At 29.6% G+C, this 18299-nt stretch carries 15 protein-coding genes; 13 read left to right on the top strand and 2 right to left on the bottom strand.

Annotated features, from left to right (window positions below; genetic code table 11):
- Positions 1-216 precede the first annotated feature (216 nt).
- On the top strand, positions 217-3594 hold the full coding sequence (locus I6U51_RS20760; protein WP_211144471.1) for an insulinase family protein: 3378 nt from the start codon (positions 217-219) through the stop codon (positions 3592-3594).
- A 115-nt stretch (positions 3595-3709) separates the two neighbouring features.
- Positions 3710-4915, top strand: a complete 1206-nt coding sequence (locus I6U51_RS20765) for an MFS transporter (RefSeq protein WP_211144472.1) — start codon at positions 3710-3712, stop codon at positions 4913-4915.
- A gap of 48 nt (positions 4916-4963) precedes the next feature.
- Here I6U51_RS20765 and I6U51_RS20770 read toward each other — a convergent pair whose 3' ends face one another.
- Positions 4964-7048: a M1 family metallopeptidase gene (locus I6U51_RS20770; RefSeq protein WP_211144473.1), complete on the bottom strand. Its 2085-nt coding sequence runs from the start codon at positions 7046-7048 to the stop codon at positions 4964-4966.
- Positions 7049-7321: 273 nt separating this feature from the next.
- Between I6U51_RS20770 and I6U51_RS20775 the strand changes: the two genes are divergently transcribed.
- The 6 genes from I6U51_RS20775 (at position 7322) to I6U51_RS20800 (ending at position 13841) form a co-directional block, all read left to right on the top strand.
- Complete coding sequence (locus I6U51_RS20775) at positions 7322-8596, top strand: coproporphyrinogen-III oxidase family protein (protein ID WP_211144474.1); 1275 nt, start codon at positions 7322-7324, stop codon at positions 8594-8596.
- Between the two features lie 11 nt (positions 8597-8607).
- Positions 8608-9510, top strand: coding sequence for a radical SAM protein (locus tag I6U51_RS20780; protein WP_211144475.1), 903 nt, complete (start codon positions 8608-8610; stop codon positions 9508-9510).
- 265 nt (positions 9511-9775) lie between these two features.
- Positions 9776-12004 (top strand): HelD family protein, encoded by a 2229-nt coding sequence (locus I6U51_RS20785; RefSeq protein WP_211144476.1) that lies wholly within the window; start codon positions 9776-9778, stop codon positions 12002-12004.
- Positions 12005-12242: 238 nt separating this feature from the next.
- Entirely contained in the window at positions 12243-12668 is a 426-nt protein-coding gene (locus I6U51_RS20790) for a PAS domain-containing protein (RefSeq protein WP_211144477.1), read from the top strand.
- A gap of 130 nt (positions 12669-12798) precedes the next feature.
- Complete coding sequence (locus I6U51_RS20795; RefSeq protein ID WP_211144478.1) at positions 12799-13419, top strand: GNAT family N-acetyltransferase; 621 nt, start codon at positions 12799-12801, stop codon at positions 13417-13419.
- Between the two features lie 74 nt (positions 13420-13493).
- Positions 13494-13841, top strand: a complete 348-nt coding sequence (locus I6U51_RS20800) for an arsenate reductase family protein (RefSeq protein ID WP_211144479.1) — start codon at positions 13494-13496, stop codon at positions 13839-13841.
- Positions 13842-14171: 330 nt separating this feature from the next.
- On the opposite strand, the gene I6U51_RS20805 is transcribed toward I6U51_RS20800, so the two are convergent.
- Complete coding sequence (locus I6U51_RS20805) at positions 14172-14579, bottom strand: bacteriohemerythrin (protein WP_211144480.1); 408 nt, start codon at positions 14577-14579, stop codon at positions 14172-14174.
- Between the two features lie 323 nt (positions 14580-14902).
- Between I6U51_RS20805 and I6U51_RS20810 the strand changes: the two genes are divergently transcribed.
- From I6U51_RS20810 to I6U51_RS20830, 5 genes are all read left to right on the top strand, one after another.
- Complete coding sequence (locus I6U51_RS20810) at positions 14903-15871, top strand: DUF2087 domain-containing protein (RefSeq protein WP_211144481.1); 969 nt, start codon at positions 14903-14905, stop codon at positions 15869-15871.
- A 253-nt stretch (positions 15872-16124) separates the two neighbouring features.
- Entirely contained in the window at positions 16125-16595 is a 471-nt protein-coding gene (locus I6U51_RS20815; RefSeq protein WP_211144482.1) for a methylated-DNA--[protein]-cysteine S-methyltransferase, read from the top strand.
- Positions 16582-17205 carry a DNA-3-methyladenine glycosylase family protein gene (locus tag I6U51_RS20820; protein ID WP_211144483.1) on the top strand — a complete coding sequence of 208 codons (624 nt, stop codon included), beginning with the start codon at positions 16582-16584 and terminating at the stop codon, positions 17203-17205. The genes I6U51_RS20815 and I6U51_RS20820 overlap by 14 nt, the downstream gene beginning before the upstream one ends.
- A 68-nt stretch (positions 17206-17273) precedes the next feature.
- Entirely contained in the window at positions 17274-17831 is a 558-nt protein-coding gene (locus I6U51_RS20825) for a bifunctional transcriptional activator/DNA repair enzyme AdaA (RefSeq protein ID WP_211144484.1), read from the top strand.
- A 157-nt stretch (positions 17832-17988) separates the two neighbouring features.
- A complete protein-coding gene (locus I6U51_RS20830) occupies positions 17989-18207 on the top strand; it encodes a hypothetical protein (RefSeq protein WP_178906693.1) in 219 nt (72 codons plus the stop codon).
- Positions 18208-18299 lie beyond the last annotated feature (92 nt).

Consider the following 18299-nt stretch of genomic DNA (forward strand, 5'->3'; position numbering starts at 1 on the left):
ATTATGCGTAAAATATTTTTGAATTAATAATAAGTTTTTTTCAAATAATAATATAAATTACGATAGACATATAAAAGCGTAATAAACAGGAAATAATTTTTTTATACACCATTTAAAGGAATTTGACTGGATGATATACAATATATTATGATATTGTAAGTTATATTTCCATATAAGATTATATGTGGAAAATTTGTTTGAAAGAGAGAGATTATAATGAATAAGAAAACAAAGCTTTTAATAGCAATTACATTGTCAACGATGCTTATATCACAAGCATTGATAATACAAGGACCAAATAGTGTTAAAGCGGCAGGAGTTAGTGTACAAGCATCCTATACAGCAGCAGAAAGCAATTCATTAGGTGGATTTAAATTAGAATCCAAGAAATGGATAGAAGATTTGAAGTGCAATTCATATACATATGTTCACCCAAAAAGTGGAGCGCATCTTATATATTTAGAAAGTAACAGTGATGACAAAATGATGTGTGTAAACTTTAGAACCCCAACTAAAGATAATACAGGAGTAAACCATGTAATAGAACACTCTGTACTTTGTGGGTCAAAAAATTATCCCGTTAAAGATCTTTTTAATCAAATGGGTAAGCAATCAATGAGCACATTCTTGAATGCTATGACCTCAAATGACAGCACTATTTATCCTGTATCAAGTAAAAATGATAAGGATTTTCAAAATCTAATGAGTGTTTACTTAGATGCAGTTTTTTATCCTAATGTATTAAAGGATAAAAGAATTTTTCAGCAGGAAGGCATAAGATATGAGTTAGATTCTAAAGATGGTGAGTTAAAATATAATGGCATAGTATACAATGAAATGAAGGGAAACTATTCAATGCCCGATAGGATACTAAATAAAAGTATAGAACAATCACTTTTTCCTGATACCTCATATAAATTCGAATCTGGTGGACTGCCAGAGGATATGCCAACTTTAACTTATGAGGAGCTTGTAAAGACCTATAATGATAACTATAATCCAGCTAATAGTTACTTCTATTTGTATGGAAAGATGGATATTGAAAAAACTTTAAGATTCATTGGTGAAAAATACTTAAATAATTTTGATAAAAAAGAAGTTAAGACAGAGCTTCAACTTCAAAAGCCTTTCGCCCAGAGAGCAGAAAAAACAGTGGAATATTCACTGCCTAAAGGGGCGCCTACTGATAATAAAACATATTTAAGCTTAAATTATGTAATTGATAAATCTACCAATAAAGAGGTGGTAGAAGCTTTTGCATTTATTCAAACATTACTTGGAGGTATACCGTCATCACCTATTAAAAAAGCATTAAAGGATAACGGCTTTGGAGAAGATGTAAGTGTTAGATTTGATAATTCAAATATTCAGCCAGTACTAAGCATAGTAGCAGAAAATGTTAATGAAAATCAAAAGGAAAAATTCAAAAAAGTTGTTGATGATACATTGCAAAGCATAGTTGAAAAAGGGTTTGATGATGAGTTAGTAAATTCAATTTCTAAGGTATATGATTTATCACATCGAATGTTAAAAGGAGATTTTGCTCTATCATATAATATGCTAATTATGAGAAGTTGGCTTTATGGTGGAGACCCTACAGCTTATTTGAATATGAATTCTGATATGGCAGATATTAAAAATAAATTTGAAAAAGGATATATGGAAGATTTGGTAAAAAAATATCTTATTGATAATAAGCATAGTTCGCTAGTAGTATTAAAGCCAGTTCCAGGACTTGAGGAGAAGAAAGAAAGTGAATTAAAAGCTAAATTAGTTAATTACAAAGCTTCTCTTTCAAAAGATAAGATAGATGAATTAGTTAAAAATACAGGAGAGCTTAAAAAGTGGCAGGCAGCAACCTCTACACAAGAGGAAATAAATACTTTACCTACCCTTACACGTGAAGATATAAATAAAAATGTTAAAGAATATAAAACTATCGAAAAGAGTGAAAATGGTGTCAAGGTACTTCAACACCCTATAAATACAAATGGTGTGGACTATGTAGGTTTGTACTTTGATACTACGAAGGTTCCACAAGACAAACTAGGCTATGTTTATTTATTGAGCCAGATTCTTGGAAATGTAGATACAAAAAACTATTCTAAAGAAGAATTAGCAGAGCAGACGTTGATTAATTCAGGTGGAATTGGTTTTTCAACTAATTGCTTAGTTAAATACGGAGACAATGATACCTATTCTCCTAAAATGTGTGTTAACCTAATAGGGTTAAACGAAAACATACCTAAAGGATTTGAGCTTTTACAAGAAATTATATTTAACAGCAATTTAAATGATAAAACTCGTATAAAAGAAATAGTGAATAATATAAAAATGGAAAAAGAGCAGGGCTTGGCATATAACGGATATGGTATGGCAGCAGAAAGAGTTGCATCCTATATGTCTGAATCAGGAAAATATAAAGCATATGAAAATGAAGGATTCTACTCTTTCTTATGTGATTTAGATAAAAATTTTGATAGTAAAGGTGATGAAATTGTTAAGAACCTGCAGCAGGTCAGAGATGCTATATTTAATAAGCAAGATATGATTGCAAGTATTACAGGTAATGATGAAAACTATAAAAGTTTTACTGATAGCTTGAATAAATTAACCAGTTCACTAAAGAATAATAAGTTAACAAGTTACAAATACACTTTTGATAGCTCAAAAATAAATGAAGGTCTAATCATACCTTCAAAGGTTCAGTATGTAGTTAAAGGAGGGGATCTTAAAAAAGCGGGATACACACAAAACGGCAAGTTGATAGTACTACAAAACATATTACAAAGTGATTATTTATGGAATAATATAAGAGTTAAAGGTGGAGCTTACGGTGCTAATATAGGAATAGAAAATGGTAGTGTTATATTATCCTCCTACAGAGATCCTAATTTAAAAGAGACTATTGATACCTTTGATAAAATTCCTGAATATTTAAGGAATTTTAAAGCGGATGAGAAACAAATGAACAATTATATAATTGGTGCAGCAGGAAAAGTTGATAATTCTACTGGTATGTTAAGCTCGTTAATAGGTCCTGCAGCAGATGGTATGATTGCAGATGGATTGTACTTAACAGGAGTTAAACAATCTGATATGCAAAAGGAAAGGGAAGAACTTGTATCAACCACTGCAGAAGATATAAGGAACTTTGCTCCTGTTATGGACGCTGTGTTAAAGCAGAATTACCTTTGTGTGGTAGGTGGAGAAACTCAAATACAACAAAATAAAAAGAATTTTATGGTAATAAAAAATGTATTAACCTCAAAGGAAGAGAAAGGTAAGTTTATAGAATTGCAGAAAAAGGATAAAGTAGTTGATAACAAGGCTTGGACAGTTAAATTCTCTGATGAGTTAGACCCTTTGACAGTTAATACAGCTAATATATATGTTTTAGATGAGGAAAATCATCAATTTAAAATAAAAGTTAGCTATGATAAAAATACCAAGGCTATAAAAGTAGAGCCGGATACATCCTATGGAAAAGGGAAAAAATACACATTATTTATAAAAGATATTAAGTCTGTAGAAAAAGATGGAAAGGCATCTAAGCTTATAGCACCTGTAAAAATGGATTTTACAATTAATTAAAATAAAAAGGAGATATGTCAAATTACTTTTGATATATCTCTTTTTTATTTACTGATATAATAGCATATTATGCACATAATAAAAGGGTACTAATGAAGTTGAAGGAGAGAGCCTTATGTGCAAAAATGCTAAAGTTCTATTGGTTGTAAGTATGCTGTTCTCATTTGCTACAGGACTATCAGGTATTTTTATAAATGTTTTCTTCTGGAGACAAACCAATGATTTTGTTGTAATTGTAATTTATAACTTAATTCATTACATAGCTACACCAATAACCTTCCTTTTCGCTGGAATAATTGCTAAAAAGAAAAATGGTATATTACCCTTAAGATTAGGATTATTAACCTATGCATTATTTTATGGGTTGATATTATTTGTAGGAAATAAAGGGGTACCATACATATATGGCCTTGGGATTGTGTTTGGAGTGGCGGTAGGCTTTTACTGGTTAGCTTTTAACACGCTAAGCTTTGACCTTACTAATGTTAACAATAGGGATACCTTTAATGGATTTAACGGAAGCTGTTGCGGAATTGCTGCAGCAATAGCTCCGATAACTTCTGCGTATATAATCAATAGATTTACTGGTATAAGAGGGTATAATATAGTTTTTACTGCTACTCTTACTATATTTTTACTGCTTATTTTAATTAGTATGATTTTGAAGTGTAATAATTATTCTAGTAAGCTTAATTATAAAAAAATATTTTCAAGTAATTGCGATGAGTGGAAAGTTATTCAGAAGGCTACAGTTTTCTGGGGAATTAGAGATGTAATAATCGTTTTTTTAGTAAATATATTAATTATTGAGACTACTAAAAGCGAACTTTCCCTCGGAAAATTTACATTAACTGCTTCCTTGATATCTTCAGCATCTTATATATTGGTACAAAAAATAATTAAGCCAGCTCGAAGAAAAATTTCCATACTCATTGGAACAATAGGCTCTTTTGCAGCTGTTGTAGGCTTAGCAATAAGTATAGAATATAAAACATTATTAATTTATACTGTAGCGGATGCGTTTTTTCTGCCGTTTTTTATTATACAGCTATCTTCCTCTACCTTTAATGTCATAAATGAAGCTCATGAAGAGGATATGAGAATAGAATATATGATTAATAAAGATATAGCACTTAATGTAGGAAGGGTTATAAGTGGAATTATACTAATTGTATTATTAACTGTATTTAAAAATGCTTCAATATTAAGATTTTATTTAATATTTATCGCTTTATCTCCGATGGTATCAGGTTATTTTCTTAGAAAGTTAAAGAGAGTGTTAGAAGGTACATATATACCAGAACCCAAAATTAAAAGCTAATCTATAGAAAAAATGCGGCAAACTCTGCCGCATTTTTAATCTTAAGAATTAAAAATTTCCGTTCATAAATTGCTTATTATCTATGGAAATTGTAAATTGTGAATCCATCTCAGGATGAAAGAAAAAGTTTTCAGAACCATCTTTTGTCCAGAAAAGTATTCCCATGACCTTTTTTTCATCTTTAGGATTTTTTGTTACTAAAAATCCACTTATATTTTCATTAGTTATAGTAAAACTGCTAGAAGATATTCCTGTTTTATTTATAGAAATAGGAAGAGATTTGGATATAGAATCAAATAACTTATTGTTCTGTGGATTACCTAAGAGCATAACATTATTACCAATAAGGTCTTTTTCGGTAATGTCTTTGTCTTTTTTAATTAATACTTTTCCGTATAAGTCTCTAAAATAATTTTTTAAATTATCTCCAATTAATGCTTCTTCTGTTTTACTAAGGGATGAAGGAGTAACAATTATAACTTTTTCTCCTTGTGCAGCTCTAAGAAATAAACTTCCTAATACAACCCCTTTGCTATCCTCTGAAGCCTTTATTGAACTCTTTAATCTTTCGATAGAGATTTTTTCAAAATCTTCATTAGTCACTTTTAAATTTTCTGGATTGTATTTATCCGAATATATAGCATTTTTTATAGCTTCTTTAACAGAACTTCCACACTTTTGCTCTATTATAGATAAAAGTCCATCAATAGACGAATTTTTAAATTTATACTCCTTAAAATAAGCTTGTAATACTTCTTTAAATTTCGCATCTCCAACTCTATTTCTTAAGTCCTCAAATATTAAAGCACCTTTTCCGTATATTGAAATGTTATAGGACATCATGTTGTCGTACTTGTCTACACTTGAGGCAGCAGATGGAATTTTTATTCCGCCATAGGCTCCTTCATTGGTTGTTACAAATGAAGATCTTAGCTTACTTAAGATACCGTATTGGGAGTATGGTCCCTCAGTTTTATCAAAAAAGTATGCAGTAGAAAATGAAGTCAAAGATTCATCTAAGAATGGTTCTTTAAATTCGTTATTACCTACGGTTACATACCACCATTGATGTCCAACTTCATGAACTGCAGCTTCCTTTATAAAAGATGTCATATAAAAGGAGCTATTATTAGAAGAATTTTCAGTGTCCGATGGATATTTTGGCATTTGGACTAATTGAGGATACTCCATAGCGCCACCTTGAAAATATGTTTCAATCATATCTAAATCCTCATAAGGATACTTTCCAAACTGCTGGCTGAAAAATTTAACGGCATCTACAGAAGAGTCCAAAACTTTTTTAGCAGTGTTTAGTGTTGAATTATTATCCTTGTCCAAGTAATAGCTATTCACTTTTATACCATCTATTTCTTTAGATACAGATTTAAAATATGGACTCATAATCATTACAAAGTCTCTTACATCATTTGCCTTTAGATTCATTATTTTAGTGTTACCTTCTGAAGAGGTTTCTGATTCCTTACCTGTGGAAACTACAGTGAAATTTTTAGGTACCTTGATATTTACATTGTATTCTGCCGTATCACTATAATTTGATTCTCCTATAATATTAAATGAGTTTTCATCCCATTTATTTTCCTTTGAATCATACATTGAAAGTATCGGGTACCAATTTGTAAATGAATATACATCATTTGAATATCCAAGTCTTAAAACCCCATTAGGCAGTTTTAGATTAAATTGTATAGATATACTTAAATTTTCACCTTTTTTAAGCTCTTTATCTAGAGATATTTTAAGAAGTTCATTGTCCTGAGTATAGCTTAATTCTTTTCCATTTACGATAACCTTTGCTATTGATATATCACCTTTTTCTTCCTCTAAAAGAGGCTTGTCCCCCATAGAACTATTGTAAAAAGGCATGGTTTCTCTTTTGTTGTATGAGTCTGCATATAGATGGAATTCCAGTGTTTTAAGGTCAGAACCACTGTTGTTGTTAATGTATATATCTTCTTTTCCCGTTAAGTTCTTTTTCTCTGCATTAAATTCTAAATTCATATCATATTTTGCAGGAAGAGAAGAAGCTTGTACAGTTGCTCCTTTAAATAGACATACCATTGATAACCCTGCTACAAAGGCTATAACAGCTGTTTTTATGTGGCCTTTTTTCATTTTGAACACATCCTTTACGTTAACATCAAATTTACATTTGTATAAATTATATCATTTTATGGTTATTTGTGGAATGAGGTAAAGGTTACAAAATAGTTACAAATAGTATTTAAGGTAATAAAAATCCTCTAGTTCTTAGAATTATAGATATCTAACTTGGATGTTTGATTTATCAACTTGGATGTGTTGAATAATAAAGTTGGATATTTATAGTATTTACAACACTACACTTATAGTGTAAAATTACACTATAAGTGTAGTGGGGTGAGAGTTATGATTACAGATTTTTTTCGTAGAGTGATATTAGGAAAGAGGGACAAATTCAAATTTGTAGGATATAAGGAGGGAATAATTGATTTTACCAGTATTGATAATGAATGCGGAATATATATACATGTTCCCTTTTGTAAAAGTATATGTCCATATTGTCCTTACAATAAAGAAATATATGAAAAAAATAAAGCAAAGGAATATTCTAAGGCGCTGCTTAAGGAGCTAACCATTTATAAGAATAGTTTAGTAGATAAAAAGATTACATCCATATACATAGGTGGCGGAAGTCCAGCTCTTTTAAGCTTAGAGCTTAAGGAAGTTATTGATTTTATAAAAAATAATTTTAATTTTACAGGGGATATAGGAATAGAAATATATCCTTCACAAGTAAATAAAAATCTTCTTCAAAACCTAAAAGAAATGGAAATTAATATGATTAGTTTAGGTGTACAAACATTTAATGATGATAAGCTTAAGTTTCTAGGAAGATGTTATAGTAGTGAAGATGTACAGGAAGCTATAACTTTAATTAAAAGCTTTAATTTTAAGTGCTTAGATATTGATATTATGACTAATATACCTGGACAAACTATTGATGACATAGTATATGATTTAAAAACTGCTTACTCATATGATATAGACCAAATTTCCATATATCCTCTTATTGTTTTTCCAATGACCAGTATGGATAGGATAATAAGAGAAAAGGGATTAAGCAGATTTAGTGAACTAGAAGAAAAAAGAATTCTTCAAATTATTGACGAAATATCTATTCAGCATAATTATAAAAGAAGTTCCATATGGACTTATGGGAAAGACATGGATAACAGATATACATCTGTTACTAGAGAAAGCTTTATTGGAATAGGGGCAGGAGCTAGTTCCCTTTTTAGCAACTACTTTTACCTCAATACTTTTAATGTGAATGAATATATTAACTCACTTAATAAAGATAGTTTGCCTATAAATATTGTAAATATAATGACAGAAAGGGAGAAGATGATATTTTGGCTATTTTGGAGATGCTACGATGGAGTCATTGGTGAAAATAGATTCTATGAATTATTTAATAGGGATATGAAAAATGAATTTAGATTGCTTTTTACAGCTTTAAAAATTTTGAAAATGATAAGATCAGAAGGTAACAAAGTGATTTTAACGGACCTTGGCAGATTCGCGTATCACTATGTAGAAAAACAGTATTCCATACATTATCTAGACAAGCTATGGCAGAGTTCTATGCAGCAGCCTTGGATAAAAGAACTTAATTTATAAGGAGATATGAGATGAAGAAAAAAGATTTCTTATATTTAGCTCATTTCGGTATCAAAAGTATAGTATTTAAAGAAAAGAAGCCAATACTAGGAACTATAATATTAACAGATTACTGTAATTTAAGCTGCAAGCATTGCGCAGTAAATAATATAAACAAGAAAATGCACTCCTATGAAAGCATTATAAAAGAAATGAAAAGATTTTATAGTACGGGTATAAGAATTTTATTTTTCTGTGGTGGAGAAACCTTACTTTGGCAGGATAAAGGAAAAAATATAAGGGATTTGATTAAAGAGGCAAGAAAAATAGGCTTTTATATAGTGAACGTTGTAACTAATGGCACTGTTACTTTAGATATTCCCGAAGCAGATGTAATATTTTTAAGTCTTGATGGTATGAAAGATACTCATAATTTGATAAGAGGAGATACTTATGACACTATCATGAAAAACATTGATGATGCATCAAACTCTAATATATGTATTTATATGGCAGTAAATAAATTGAATTTTAAAGAAGTGCAGGAAGTTGTTGAATTTGCAGATAAAAATCCTAATATAAATTCTATATCCTTCAATTTTCACACTCCATATAAAGGAACAGAGCATCTCACTTTAATCAGAGAAGAAAAGTTAGAGGTAGTAAGTAAAATCAAAGAACTTATTAAGAAAAAGATGCCTATATTTAATTTGTATAGTGCCCTTGATGTTTATCTAAAAAATTCATGGGATAGACCCTGTTATCAATGTATAGTATCTGAAGAAGGTAAAATATATAATTGCGGGAGATGTGTAGAGGTAGAAGGACTCTGCACAGAATGTGGATATCTATTTGCAGTGGAGTTTTCACTTTTATTTAATGGAAATGTCAGAGCTATAATTGACATGATAAAAACTTATTTAAAGTATGTATAGAGGAGAATATTATATTAAAAAAGGCCTTCAAATTTGTTTGAAGGTCTTCTACGTGTACGCCTTTGAGAACTTGTATAATAGCATGTGATGCTATTTTAAAAACATTACATATGATATTTACAATAAAAGGTTTTTGATGTATAATTAAAAATTAGACACAATTATCACTATTATATCATATTAATTTTAAATTACACAATTATGATAGCATAAAGATAATATATGTGTCAAGAGTTTTTTTGAAAAAATATGGGAGCGTGATAAAATGGATGATTTTAATCAAAACCAGCAAGATGAATTAATGTATCTTGAGAAAACACTAAATGTAATTAAAAATGAGCTTCAGAAGGAAAAATCAGAGTTAAATAATAAGCTAGGCAGTGTTATAGCCTCTAGAAAAGAAATGTGGGAAGAAAGTGTTCACTTTTCAGAAGACTTTGATAGGATACCGGAGATGAATCATTATCTTTCAGAGGTTAACAGAGAAACTAGAGATTACACTTCTACACAAAAGCGTATAGAAAAACTTAATAAAATGTTGAAATCACCTTACTTTGGAAGATTTGATTTTATAGAAGAGGGATATGATGATTTAGAAAAGATTTATATTGGGTTATATAATCTTATGGAATCAGATACAAATGAAATTTATGTATATGATTGGCGAGCTCCTATCTCAAGTATATTTTATCGCTGCGAACTTGGAAAAGGCACTTATAAATCACCTGTTGGATTAATTTCTGGAGAGGTACTACTAAAAAGACAATATAAAATTCAAAACTCAGATTTAAAATATTTTTTTGACAGCAGTATCGTTATAAACGATGAAATATTACAAGAAGTATTAAGTCGTAATTCCTCTGACAAGATGAAAAGTATAGTAGAAACCATTCAAAAAGAACAAGACATTATTATCAGAGATACTGAAAATGAGCTCTTAATAGTGCATGGAGTAGCGGGAAGTGGAAAAACATCTATAGCACTGCATAGAATTGCATTTTTACTTTATGAAGGATTAAACTCTAAAATAAGTGCTAATAATGCTATTATTATTTCACCAAATCTTATTTTTAGTAAATATATATCTAATGTTCTTCCGGAGCTTGGAGAAGAAAATGTAGAACAAATAACTTTTGATGATATTATTATAAAGTCTTTAGGAAAAAGATTTTTAGTAGAGAGTAGACAAAATCAGCTGGAAAACTTAATTTTGCTGCAGCAACAGGTAGATTATTATGTAAAAGCTGAAAGTATTAAGTTTAAGGGATCAGAAGTTTTTGTGAAAATTATAGATAGATTAATTGAGTATTTTGAAAAAAACTTAATTGACTTTAAAGACATATATTATGATGGAGAAATGATTGAAACAAGGCAGCAGATAAAGAATTTTTTCTTAAATAATAGAATAAATATGGTAATAACTAAAAGATTAAAGAGAATTGAAAATATGATATTAAATAAGATTCATCCATTACGAAAGAAAAGGCTGAATAAAATGGAAAAGGTTGTTGAAAAGTGTAATAATCATGTGCTTGAAATAAAGTCTTTTGCTCGGCTGATGGCTATTAAAGAGGCTAAAGTATTTATGGAAAATCTACGGAGTTTTACAGAAGTAGATTATATGAAATTATATAAGTTGCTGTTTCATAAAAAGGGGCTTTTATTAAAGCTTTCTGAAGGGCTTCAGCTTCCAGAAAATATGATTGAAATAATAGAAAAAACTCAAATAAACTTTCAGCAAGAATACATTGAATACGAAGATTGTTTACCACTTTTGTATATTAAATTAAAGCTGGAAGGTAGTGATGAGTTCCCAGAAATCAAACAGGTAGTCATAGATGAGGCTCAGGATTATTATCCTATACAATATCAAATATTTAAGCTTTTATTTAAAAATTCAAGATATACTGTATTAGGTGATTTTAATCAAAGCCTTGAAAAGGAAGGAAATAAGAATATATATGATACTATTGAGGAAATATTTGATAAGAAAAAATCAGTAAAAGTTTTTATGAATAAGAGTTATAGATCTTCTTTTGAGATAAATTCCTTTACTCAAAAACTTTTAAATGATAAGCATCAACTTGTGTCTTTTGAAAGACATGAAGATGAACCTATGGTCATATATAAAGAGAATAAAGATATACTGGATGAAGCAATAGCTTTAGAAATTAATAAATATTATAGTAAAGGATATGAGTCTATTGCTATTATATGTAAAACTGAAAAAGAAGCAAGTGAGATTCAACAAAGATTAAAAAGCTTTATTGATGTGAAAGTATTAAGTGATAAAAATAGTGAACTTAAAGAATGCCCATTAGTTATGCCAGCTTATCTCGCAAAAGGGTTAGAATTTGACGTGGTAATTGTATATGATGTTTCAGCTGAAAACTATAAAAGTGAATTTGATAAAAGGCTTTTATACGTGGCTTGTACAAGAGCCCTTCACCAATTATCAATATATTACACCAATGAAAGAAGTAAGTTGATATAAGTATAACAAAAAGTTGATTACTGATTTAATTAGAATTACTATATAGCTTTTAAGGTATCATGAGTACTAAATTCGAGAAAAATTTTAAAATAATTAAAAAAACTCATGTATTTTAAAGGAAATATAGTGTTCGTATAGAATATATTGTATTAAATTCCTAATATTATTTAAGTCCATCAAGTAGAACTTACAAAATGCATTAATTTAAGAATATTAAAGATATATAAGAGGTGTTTCTATGTTTTATAAGGAAATTAATCCTAAAGAGGAGAATGTGGATAATAGCAAAGAATTTAATTTATTATTTAATGCATTAGATGAGTATGTTTTGGTTGTAGACGAAGAGGGTACTATTTTAAATGCAAATAAGTCTGCATTGTTAAGATTGGGGTATACTTCTGAGGAGATTTACGGTATGAGTCTATCTTATCTATGTTTATCCAAAAGCATAGATGAGATAAGAGAAATCATAAAGAATACACTAGAAGGAAGGATATCAAAATGTAAAATACAGTTTTGCACAAAATTAAGAGTACAAATATCTATAGAAGCATGCGTTTTTATAGGAAAATGGAATGAAAAAATTGCAATATACGCTATATGTAAAGAGGTTTCTGAGGCATCAGAGATAAATGTTTCATTAAAAATTGTAAACTATAATTGAGTTCAAATTAGCTTAATATATGGCAAAGGTCAGCAGAGGCTGACCTTTATTGTGCTTATAATTTTATTAAGGAAAGTGTTATAATTAATAATATCCAAATTTTTATCTTGGTGGTGATATAAAAATGGTAATGAAGCAAAATGAGATTCTCAGATTATCACAAGATTATGATATTAATCAGGCAGTTGAGGTTCTTGCTAGAGCATTTAAAAATGATTCTCTCTATAAATATCTTATACCGGAGGAAGAAAAGAGACATAAAATTTTACCTTATTTTTTTAAATTTAGAATTCGATATGTGATGTTATATGGAGAAACATATGCAACCTCTCCTAGAATGGAAGGATTGGCAATTTGGATTCCCTATAAAAATATTAATATATCTTCGTGGAGAGTACTAAAATGCGGAGGAGTATCTTTATTTTTAAAAGCAGGTAAAGATGTTATGGGGAGGCTTTCCAATCTAGAAGAATATGCTTCACAGATTCATAAAAAGCATGCAGACTTTCCGCATTGGCACTTATCACCAATTGCTGTTGATCCCACTTTTCAAGGAAAAGGATTTGCTAGAACTCTTTTAAACAATATGTTAGAAAGAATAGATAAAGAAAAAGTCCCATGTTTCTTAGAAACTCAAAGTGAAAATAATGTGTCTATATATAAAAGATATGGATTTAAAGTAGTAGAGGAAGGGAAAATTCCAAATACTAATATAATACACTGGGCTATGATGAGAGATGCTATTGAATAGCTTATATTAAAAATATAAAATCTATGCTAGAATTATGATGAAAAACTAATGTTACTTTAAGGAGAATTAGACAGATGAACATTCAAATATTTGGTGTAAAAAAATGTTTTGACACTCAGAAAGCTGAACGATATTTCAAAGAGAGAAAAACTAAGTATCAGCTTGTAGATTTAAATCAAAAAGGATTGAGCAAAGGTGAATTAGAAAGTGTAAAGGCAGCAATAGGGTTAAATAATCTAATTAATACCAAAGCAAAAGAATATAAAAGGTTAAATATTGAACATATAAGAACTAGCAGTGTAAAGGAAGAGCTGCTTTTAAATAATCCTAAACTGTATAAAACTCCAATAGTTCGCAATGGAAAACAAGCCACTGTTGGATATTGTCCAGATGTATGGAAAGAATGGGAAAGTCAAGAGTAAAATATATAGGGTTTATAAATCCAAGGTTAACTTATACACTAAAATTTATTAGTAATATTTTTAGTTGAGAGTTGACAATTGGCAGTTGACAGTGAAGGTAAGTTTTCTTCCTTACGTCAGAAAACTAATTTATTCTTAAGACTTGTTTCGCTAAAGAGAGACATCTACTTATAGTATAAATTATAGATTTTCTGAAGTATAACGTAAGAAAATCATCCATAACTGTCCATTGTCCACTGTCAATTTTCAACTATTTATGCTTATCTTTTTATAAAAATTACTAAATCAGTTTATGGTATAAATTAACTTTAGAGTTATTTTTCGTATAAACTAAGCCAAGCTTCTCTGATATTTAACATAATCCATATCAGTAGCTAGTATATGTCCAGATATCCATTCCATGAAAAACTCCAACACTTCCATTAAATAACCATCTTGATTGTGGTCTATTCTTTCTATGTCAGCCTTTTTTATTTTTTTAATAAAATCATCATGCTGCACTTTGTGGCTAAGAAATTTTTTGTAACCTATATTCAGCAGATATTCTTCTTCCGTAGAAAAGTGATATTCGCAATAATCCAGCAATTTATTTAAAATTGCAACCACTTTATCATACTTGTCCAGTATTAAGTCGTTCCTTAAAAGATCATAGGATTCATTTCCTATTTTAAATAGTTCCTTATGTTGCTCATCTATAATTGTTATCCCGGTTTCATATTCTTTTTTCCATTTAAACATTTTTAATACCTCCGCACAAATTATGTTAAATACCATATGTAGATATTCTATAGTTTAACTTTTGACCCTATTAATCTCTATGTATAAGTATAGCAGTATGGGAAAATAATTCAATATCAATTGTTATATAATTATTAATTTTATATAATTAAAATTTACTTGATATTTTTAAGATAGTATAAATAAAAATAATAGCTGCTTCATTATAAAGATTTATAAAAATCTTATTGAAAAAAGTTTATTCAGTTATATTTAATAGTACAATTGACAACAATAAATGATAATGTTATTATGTCTATGAAATTAATAGACCGGAGGGATAAATGGAAGAGTTAATTCGTAATGCAAGTATAGAAGATTTTAAAAGAGGGTATGTTTGGAATTGCAAGAACGCACAATTTATTTGTCTGATATGTGGTCAAAATATTGATGACAACGATACTGATGCAAGTGCTCACATTATAAAACATGGTAGTCCAATTGAAAGACTTCTTTTATTAGACAAGAAGTATACTGGATTGACTGAAATTCAAAAAGAATTTTTGACAATGATGTCGAACAAATACACTGACAAGGAGATTGCTAGTAAGCTTACTTGTGCAGAATCAACAGTAAGAAATATGAGATTTGCATTAAGAGAACGGGCAAGACAGGCAAGAGCTTTTTTAGCAATCATGGAGTTAGCAGAGGAAGAAAAACCAACAACAGTACAGCCTACTAAGCTTCGAGTTTTTCCTGCTAGAGAAGGAAAAAGAAAAGCTTTATTACCAAGGTTTGCAGCTCTGTTTGAGCCAAACAGAGAATATACAGAAATAGAAGTGAAAAAAATTATTAAGACTATTTATGAGGATGATGCAACAATACGACGCTATCTAGTAGACTATGGGTATCTAAAGAGAAATACTAATGGGAGTAAGTATTACAAGAATTGTGAGGGCAATATTATGGATAATTTAGAGAGAAAAGAGTTAATTAACAAGTATAAACAACAGGAAATAGAAATGGGAATAATTAAAATACATAATAAGGTAACAGGATATTCTTTTGTAGGTATATGTAAGAATTTATATAAGCCATTTGAGGGAATAAAGTTTAGATTAGGCACGGGAAGCTGTAAGCCAAAAAAAATGCAAGAGGATTGGAACACTTATGGGGAAGATTCCTTTACTTTTGAAGTTGTGGAAAAGCTTAAGCCCAAGGAAGGCACTACAGAGAAAGAAAAAGTTGATGAATTAAACGAACTAATGAAAATGTGGATTGATAGTCAAGAAGAAAATTTAAAATTGTATTAGGAACTATAACAGAGGACTAAACATGTAAAATAAGATAATGAAATTAGAGTCTTATCTGCTAATATATTAGCGATAAGGCTCTGATTTATATTTCTTCATTCCATAAGTAACAACTAAATACTCAGATCTTCAGCCTAAAGCTGTTTCTAGAACAAATAATATACCTATATAATTACAAAGTGATATTTCGAAAGACAGAAGTAAAGGAATATAGTAAAATACAATATATATATAAGAACATAGGAGGAAAAATATGAGTAATGCATTTTACTATGAGATGAAAATTGGCAAAATAGGAATTGTTGAGAATGGAACAGCGATTACTCATCTTTACTTTGGAGAAATTATTTCTGAAGATATAAATATGATCGAAACACCTTTGTTGAAAAAAGCCAAGCAGGAGCTTGAGGAATACCTCGATGGGAAAAGGAAAACATTTGATTTACCACTTGCGCCAGAAGGTACAGAATTTATGCAAAAGGTGTGGAAAGCATTAAAAGAAATCCCTTATGGTGAAACTTGCAGCTATAAGGATATAGCCAAAAGTATTGGTAATATAAAAGCTTCTCGTGCGGTAGGTATGGCGAATAATAGAAATCCAATCCTAATATTTATTCCCTGCCATCGTGTAATTGGTGCTAATGGTAATTTGGTTGGTTATGCTGGTGGTTTGGATATAAAAGAAAAGCTTTTAGAAATGGAGAAACAAAATGCAAACAGTTAAAACTAAATTTTTTCAGTATGGTACAACAGAAATTATCTATTTAAAGCAAGTAGATGAAATATTGGGAGAAGCTATAGAGAGTCTCGGTAAAGTGGAACGTATAATTATACCTGATCTATTTTCGGCACTGGTTTATGCAATCATAGGACAGCAAATATCTGTAAAAGCTGTTCATACTATTTGGAGTAGGGTACAAGAGCGCTTTGGTGAAATTACAGCACAAAATATATCAAAGATTTCTACACATGAAATACAACAATGTGGAATAACTGTTCGAAAAGCAGGATATATCAAAAGCATTGCGGATATGGTAGTACAAGGCGATTTGAATTTGAATGAACTTTATAATTTATCAGATGAAGAAGTTATCAAAAAGTTGTCCTCATTACATGGAATTGGTGTATGGACAGCGGAAATGCTTCTGCTTAATTCAATGGAACGGCCTGATGTTGTAAGCTGGGGTGATATCGCAATTAGGCGAGGTATGATGAAGTTATATGGTCTTTCTGAACTTACTAAAGAGCAATTTAATGAATACAGAAATCGATATTCCCCTTATGGCTCCGTGGCTTCTATTTATCTTTGGAAGCTATCTTTTGAAAAATCATAACACAAAATTATAAAAGATGGAAAATAGAATAAGAGAACAAATTTTTAAAACAGTAAAGGAGGGGCTGTATGGCATTAGCAGAAGAAGAAAAATGGAATGCAGTAGTACAGTGTAACACCAATTATGATGGCGTTTTTTTCTATGGTGTAAAAACCACAGGAATTGTTTGTAAACCATCCTGTAAATCTAAAGAACCGAAAAGAAGCAATGTTATGTTCTTCGATAATATAGAAGATGCCTATGCCTATGGCCTACGTCCTTGTAAAAGATGCAGACCAGATTTAATAAGTTTTAATCCTACGAAAGATTTGATTAAAAAATCAAAGAATATTTTTGATAAATATTATGCTAATCGTGAGGAGTTAGAGTTGGAGGTAAAGAAATTAGGAATTAGTCAAAATTACTTGATACAATTATTTCGTAAAAAATATGGACTGACTCCAGTAAAATATTTAAATCGGCTTAGAATAGAGAAATCCTTAGATTTATTGTCTAATACAAGCATCAATATTATTGATATTGCATTAAATTCTGGTTTTGAAAGCCTTTCGACTTTTTATGATTTTTTCAAAAAGCAAATTGGAATGACGCCAAAAGAATTTAGAAAAAATATTCACCTGGAATAATCTATAAATGTAAATTATAATGAAATAAAGATGTATAACTAAATGTAATAGTTAAATATCTATAAGGTATACAAATTTCTTAATTAACAATAATGGAGGAATAAAAATGAAGAAAATAGTTGTTTTTGGAAGTAAGTATTGACCAGATTGTCAGCCTGTGAAAGAGTTTCTTTCTGAGAATAATATTAAGTTTGCATTTGTTGATATTACTGAAAGTATGTTTAATTTGAAAATGTACCTTAAGTACAGAGATAACAGACCAGAATTCGAAGAAGTTAAGAAGAGTGGAAAAGTTGGGATACCATTTATATCGATTAATAACGGAGAAAAGTTGATTTTTGATGAACAACCTGACTTAAATGAACTTAGAGATTAAAATAAGGGAAGCATATGTAAAGAGAAGCTACATATGCTTTTTTCTATGCATTTTTATTTCCTTCTGCTTTTCAGAGCACTCACTGTCAATTG

Origin of the sequence: Clostridium aciditolerans (assembly GCF_016316925.1) — a bacterium.
GTDB classification, from domain to species: domain Bacteria; phylum Bacillota; class Clostridia; order Clostridiales; family Clostridiaceae; genus Clostridium_AM; species Clostridium_AM aciditolerans.

Coding starts and splice junctions, on each gene's coding strand:
- I6U51_RS20760 (WP_211144471.1), top strand. CDS start 217: ATGAATAAGAAAACAAAGCTTTTAATAGCAATTACATTGTCAACGATG.
- I6U51_RS20765 (WP_211144472.1), top strand. CDS start 3,710: ATGTGCAAAAATGCTAAAGTTCTATTGGTTGTAAGTATGCTGTTCTCA.
- I6U51_RS20770 (WP_211144473.1), bottom strand. CDS start 7,048: ATGAAAAAAGGCCACATAAAAACAGCTGTTATAGCCTTTGTAGCAGGG.
- I6U51_RS20775 (WP_211144474.1), top strand. CDS start 7,322: ATGATTACAGATTTTTTTCGTAGAGTGATATTAGGAAAGAGGGACAAA.
- I6U51_RS20780 (WP_211144475.1), top strand. CDS start 8,608: ATGAAGAAAAAAGATTTCTTATATTTAGCTCATTTCGGTATCAAAAGT.
- I6U51_RS20785 (WP_211144476.1), top strand. CDS start 9,776: ATGGATGATTTTAATCAAAACCAGCAAGATGAATTAATGTATCTTGAG.
- I6U51_RS20790 (WP_211144477.1), top strand. CDS start 12,243: ATGTTTTATAAGGAAATTAATCCTAAAGAGGAGAATGTGGATAATAGC.
- I6U51_RS20795 (WP_211144478.1), top strand. CDS start 12,799: ATGAAGCAAAATGAGATTCTCAGATTATCACAAGATTATGATATTAAT.
- I6U51_RS20800 (WP_211144479.1), top strand. CDS start 13,494: ATGAACATTCAAATATTTGGTGTAAAAAAATGTTTTGACACTCAGAAA.
- I6U51_RS20805 (WP_211144480.1), bottom strand. CDS start 14,579: ATGTTTAAATGGAAAAAAGAATATGAAACCGGGATAACAATTATAGAT.
- I6U51_RS20810 (WP_211144481.1), top strand. CDS start 14,903: ATGGAAGAGTTAATTCGTAATGCAAGTATAGAAGATTTTAAAAGAGGG.
- I6U51_RS20815 (WP_211144482.1), top strand. CDS start 16,125: ATGAGTAATGCATTTTACTATGAGATGAAAATTGGCAAAATAGGAATT.
- I6U51_RS20820 (WP_211144483.1), top strand. CDS start 16,582: ATGCAAACAGTTAAAACTAAATTTTTTCAGTATGGTACAACAGAAATT.
- I6U51_RS20825 (WP_211144484.1), top strand. CDS start 17,274: ATGGCATTAGCAGAAGAAGAAAAATGGAATGCAGTAGTACAGTGTAAC.